Raw genomic sequence first — 4,690 nt, 5'->3', positions numbered from 1 at the left:
GGTAAAAATGACTGAATACTTAAATGCTGAAGAACAAGTGCTGTTTGATGTGGTGCAGGCTGCATTTAGAAAATATCTGCTTGGACAGATCAATCAAGCTAAAGAACAAGATCGTAAGCCGGATTATCAGCAAGTGACCGATAAGGTCATTTATCGTTTGCGGCGACCTAGCACACAGCAGGAATTTGCTACAGCGTTGGTTAGCTTCCTGAGTCAGTTCCGCAGTAAAAATGCCCAGGGCAAAGGACCGCAGATTTTCCACTGGATACATCGAGAGGAACACTGGCGGCGAGCGCGGGATTTGGTGCTGCTGGCGATCGCTACCTATGGAAAATCTGATGAAAAATCTGAAGACTCAACCAGCACCTCTGAAGAATTAGAAGCAGATCAGGCTGAGATCTTTTCAATAAATACGTAGCACTGGGGATAGGTTGAGTGGCGGCGGGTTCAACACAAATGCTTAATTAATTTTGACAAGTTTTGACAAGGAGATCTAAATCATGACCAAGCACCTATTTGCCACTATCGTCACTCCAACAGCTACTGCCGCTAACAATCGGGGAGAAGGAGACGGCAGCACCCTCTCAACACTGCAAAAAATTACCCGCGGCAATGATCAATACACCACTGTCAGTGCAGAGGCAATTCGTTGGGGATTGCGGGAGTATTTTCAAAATCATTACGAACCAGAAGTGAATCGTACATTTGACCCTAAGACCGACAAATATAGCTTCAAAGATGAAAAATTCAGACACGAAAAATACATTAAATACATTGATGACGACCTATTTGGTTATATGGATGCCAAAAAGGGGAAAGATAAAAAGGATGACACCACAACCAAAAAGGGGGAAGATAAAAAGGATGACACCACAACCAAAAAGGGGGAAGATAAAGAGGATGACACCAGAAAACGGCGCGGTGCCTTGGAAGTTAGCCGTGCTATGAGCCTTGACCCCTACTGGGGCGATGTGACCTTTGGTTCCAAGGGAGGTGAGAAGGGCAAAACCTCGATTCATAACACTGAGGTTCACTACACTGCCTATCAATACACGATTGCCCTCACGCCTGAAGGCCTGAGCAAACCTGAGCGGGCACTGTTAGCCTTGGATGCCATTGCCGCTGTACGTCATGTGGGGGGCAACCATGCTCGCTTCTTGTACGACTTTCGCCCAGAGTCAATTGTTCTGCGGATAACAGATGATCCAAGCCCTTGGATTATGGGCGTGTTCAAACGCATTGGGGAATCGGTGGGCTGCCCACAGCTAGTGCGGCTGATTGAAGTGGGGGATGTAAAAGCTAATGAGTTAATTGTTGGCGGTGAGATAGCGGATACTCCCTATGGTGAGCAGTTAAAGACCTTAGGGGTTCAAGTCTACCGTGGGGTAAAGGAAGCGATCGCCCAAGCCAAAGAACAACTCCAGCAACAACTGAACATTAAGGTGCCTGCCTAATGCAACTTTACATTGATTGTCCCTGTACCAGTTTTCCCCGCAACTTTGCCCGAGACTACAAAGAAACCTATCGTTACCCACCGCCATCCACAATTTATGGACTTCTTCTATCCCTTGTAGGGGAAGTTGACATAAACAAACATCAGGGAGTAAAGCTAGCCATTGGCATCATCGGTGGCGATCCACCAATCTCCCGAATTTTGAGGAAGCAACGGCATCATAAGTACAGCAAACAAAACTTGGGAACTTATTCAACTAGCCAGTTCTCAAAACCCAATTACCACGAACTGCTCACAGATTTGAAAGTGGTTGTCCAGATTGATTCCAATAAAGAAGCGGGGACAGTGAAGCTCGCCGACCGGGTGGCGAGGGCCCTTTCCACCCCCGCTCAAATCACTCGCTTTGGGGGGCTCAGTCTAGGAGAATCCTGGGCACTGGTGAATGGCATCCGCCCCTATCGTGACAACGACGGTTCAATCCACTGGCTCATTCGGGACAACCGCGGTCTGATTAGCCTGCCCATCTGGATCGATCGCCAAAGCGGCCGAGGAACATTTCAACGCTTTCGTTTAGTTGATGAATTTGATGAAGAAGCGTGCTGGGTAACAATTCCTTAGCTGAGGGTCTCAGTGTTTTGCGGGCGCCATCTTTACCCTAGTTGCGCCCAGTGCAGTTTGTTGACAACCTAGTGCGGCTGGATGGCTAGGGGAACTGATTGAAGGCATTGATGCGCCACCAGCGGGTATTTTCCGCTTCAAAGCGTCCATCTAAATCCAGCCGTACTGAGAAGTCAAACCAAGCGGCGGGGGGAATCTCCATCCCCCAGAGGCGATCGCTCCCCAGCACCACACTAATGAGGCACTGCAAAAAACCGCCATGACTAATACACCAAACGCAGTCCTCATCGCTGTGGCGTCGCAGTTGTTTCCAAGCCTGTTTTGCCCGCTGCCAAGCCATGGCCATTGACTCGGCTTCGGGGACTGGAATCAGGTGATCGCTCTCTTCCAGTTCTTCACAGAGGCCAGGATGTCGTGCCTGTGCCTGTGCCCATGTCAGTCCCGTAAAAATTCCTTGATCAATTTCAATTAACTCCGCTAGCTCTTGAATTTTTAAGTCGGGACAGGGATTCATCAGCGTAGCCGTATCGTAGCAGCGTTGCAGTGGACTGGTGTAAATGGTATTCGGTCGGGGGAGTTTTTCCCGCAGGGCAAGGGCTTGCTGCCGTCCCCGTTCTGTGAGGGGCACATCTTGCCGTCCCAGCATGACGCCCGAATCATTGCCAACAGCTTCTCCATGACGAATCAAAATTAAACGCATTGTGTAGCTCTCCCCCAGCGAGGCAATTGGCAAGTGTAACCCCTGATGGCTAAAATTATCCTACTGTGTGGCTGCACTCTATCCTCAGCCTCAAGTTTATTCATATTTCTTGACTGCGTACCTGTGCCTGTAACCCTCTCTGCTCCCCCCATCCGTCCTGCTTGGCATGGCCTAATTCACGCCTACGGTGACTTTTTGCCCGTGAGCGATCGCACCCCAGTGATCACCCTCTATGAGGGGAATACGCCATTGATTCCGGTGCCTCAAATTGCAGCGCGGATTGGCCGCAACGTCTCAGTTTATGTCAAGTACGATGGCCTTAACCCCACCGGGAGCTTCAAGGATCGCGGCATGACCATGGCCATTTCCAAGGCCAAGGAAGTAGGTGCTGAGGCGGTGATTTGTGCCAGCACAGGGAATACCTCAGCCGCTGCGGCGGCCTATGCCCGACGAGCTGGACTACGCGCCTATGTCCTGGTGCCAGAGGGCTATGTTGCCCAAGGAAAACTCGCCCAAGCGCTTCTGTATGGTGCTGAAGTCATTGCCATTGAGGGCAACTTTGATAAAGCCTTGGAAATTGTGCGCCTCATGGCGGAAACCTACCCCGTGACCCTGGTCAATTCCGTCAATCCCTATCGGCTGGAAGGACAGAAAACAGCGGCCTTTGAGGTGGTAGATAGCTTGGGCAATGCCCCCGACTGGCTCTGCATTCCTATGGGCAATGCCGGTAACATTACCGCCTACTGGATGGGCTTTTGCCAGTATCGTGAGCAAAACCGTTGCGATCGCCTGCCGCGGATGATGGGCTTTCAAGCAGCGGGGTCTGCCCCCCTTGTCAAGGGTGAGATTGTTACGCATCCCGAAACGGTTGCGACGGCCATTCGTATTGGCAATCCTGCCAACTGGCAACGGGCGATCGCGGTCAAGGAAGCCAGCCAAGGTGCCTTTAATGCCGTTACGGATGAGGAAATCCTGAATGCCTATTGTCTGCTGGCCTCCGAGGAAGGAATCTTCTGTGAACCTGCGAGTGCCGCTTCTGTGGCTGGCCTCTTGAAGTTAGCAGATCAGGTGCCCAGCGGTGCCACGGTAGTTTGTGTGCTGACGGGCAATGGCCTCAAGGATCCAGAAACAGCGCTCAAGCAGGAGAGCGATCGCTTCCACCGCCACATTGAACCCACAGAACAAACCGTGGCCAAGGTGATGGGCTTTTAGGGAGCCTATTCCAATAGCTTGAGTTCTGGGCCCTTATTGAATAGCCGCAACACCAGTTTCTCCAGCTCCACCCAGACAAAGACAAGCATGCTAAAGCCAATACAGACGGCTAGCTCAGTTCCCGAGATCAGGTAGGTACCAAAAAACTGCCGCAGGGGTGGAGCGTAGATTAGCAGTAGTTGCAGAATCGTTGTCAAAATAACCGATGCCCAAACAAAGAGATTGGAGGCGGGGTTCATTTCAATGGTCAGTCGTGTACTCGAACGAGCAGCAAGGGCATGACCCATTTGGGAAAGGCAGAGGGTGGTAAAGACCATAGTTGTCCAACGCTGTGGATCTAGACCCCCCTCCATGTGCTCGGCAGTGTAGCTATACGCCCATACCATGAGGGCAATGCCGACGATGGCCAAGATCAAGCCAACGCGAATCATGTAGGAACCCATGCCGCGGCCAAAAATGCTCTCATTCGGCTGAATGGGAGGGCGCTTCATGACCTCAGGGTCCCCCGGTTCAACGGCCAGAGCAAGGGCAGGTAGGCCATCAGTGACTAGGTTCATCCAGAGAATTTGCAAGGGCGTTAGGGGAACGCCCCCTAGTCCCAGCAGGGGTGAGCAGGCGATCGTAATCACTTCGCCAATATTGGAGCCGAGAATGTATCTAATAAAGCGACGAATGTTGCTGTAAATGACTCGCCCTTCCTCGGTAGC

The 4,690-nt window shown here is 51.4% G+C and carries 5 protein-coding genes and 1 pseudogene; 4 read left to right on the top strand and 2 right to left on the bottom strand.

Features of this window, described 5'->3' with window-relative positions:
• From H8Q75_RS05430 to cas5, 3 genes and pseudogenes are all read left to right on the top strand, one after another.
• Positions 1-418: pseudogene (locus tag H8Q75_RS05430) on the top strand (type I-MYXAN CRISPR-associated Cas8a1/Cmx1); the annotation flags it as partial.
• A gap of 82 nt (positions 419-500) precedes the next feature.
• A complete protein-coding gene (locus tag H8Q75_RS05425) occupies positions 501-1,454 on the top strand; it encodes a DevR family CRISPR-associated autoregulator (protein WP_297040880.1) in 954 nt (317 codons plus the stop codon).
• Positions 1,454-2,071, top strand: a complete 618-nt coding sequence (cas5, locus tag H8Q75_RS05420) for a type I-MYXAN CRISPR-associated protein Cas5/Cmx5/DevS (RefSeq protein WP_297040879.1) — start codon at positions 1,454-1,456, stop codon at positions 2,069-2,071. Before H8Q75_RS05425 ends, cas5 begins: the two co-directional genes overlap by 1 nt.
• An 85-nt stretch (positions 2,072-2,156) precedes the next feature.
• Here the strand turns inward: cas5 and H8Q75_RS05415 are convergent, their stop codons facing one another.
• Entirely contained in the window at positions 2,157-2,771 is a 615-nt protein-coding gene (locus H8Q75_RS05415) for a histidine phosphatase family protein (protein WP_297040878.1), read from the bottom strand.
• Positions 2,772-2,894: 123 nt separating this feature from the next.
• Here H8Q75_RS05415 and thrC point away from each other — a divergent pair, with 123 nt between their 5' ends.
• Positions 2,895-3,983, top strand: a complete 1,089-nt coding sequence (gene thrC / locus H8Q75_RS05410; protein ID WP_024124526.1) for a threonine synthase — start codon at positions 2,895-2,897, stop codon at positions 3,981-3,983.
• Positions 3,984-3,988: 5 nt separating this feature from the next.
• On the opposite strand, the gene H8Q75_RS05405 is transcribed toward thrC, so the two are convergent.
• A partial coding sequence (locus tag H8Q75_RS05405; protein WP_297040877.1) for a cation transporting ATPase C-terminal domain-containing protein occupies positions 3,989-4,690 on the bottom strand: 702 nt, incomplete at its 5' end.

Origin of the sequence: Thermosynechococcus sp. OHK43 (genome assembly GCF_014466085.1) — a bacterium.
Taxonomy (GTDB): Bacteria; Cyanobacteriota; Cyanobacteriia; order Thermosynechococcales; family Thermosynechococcaceae; genus Thermosynechococcus.
The sequence above is the reverse complement of the archived record's forward strand: the minus strand, read 5'-3'. Positions and strand labels throughout refer to the sequence as shown.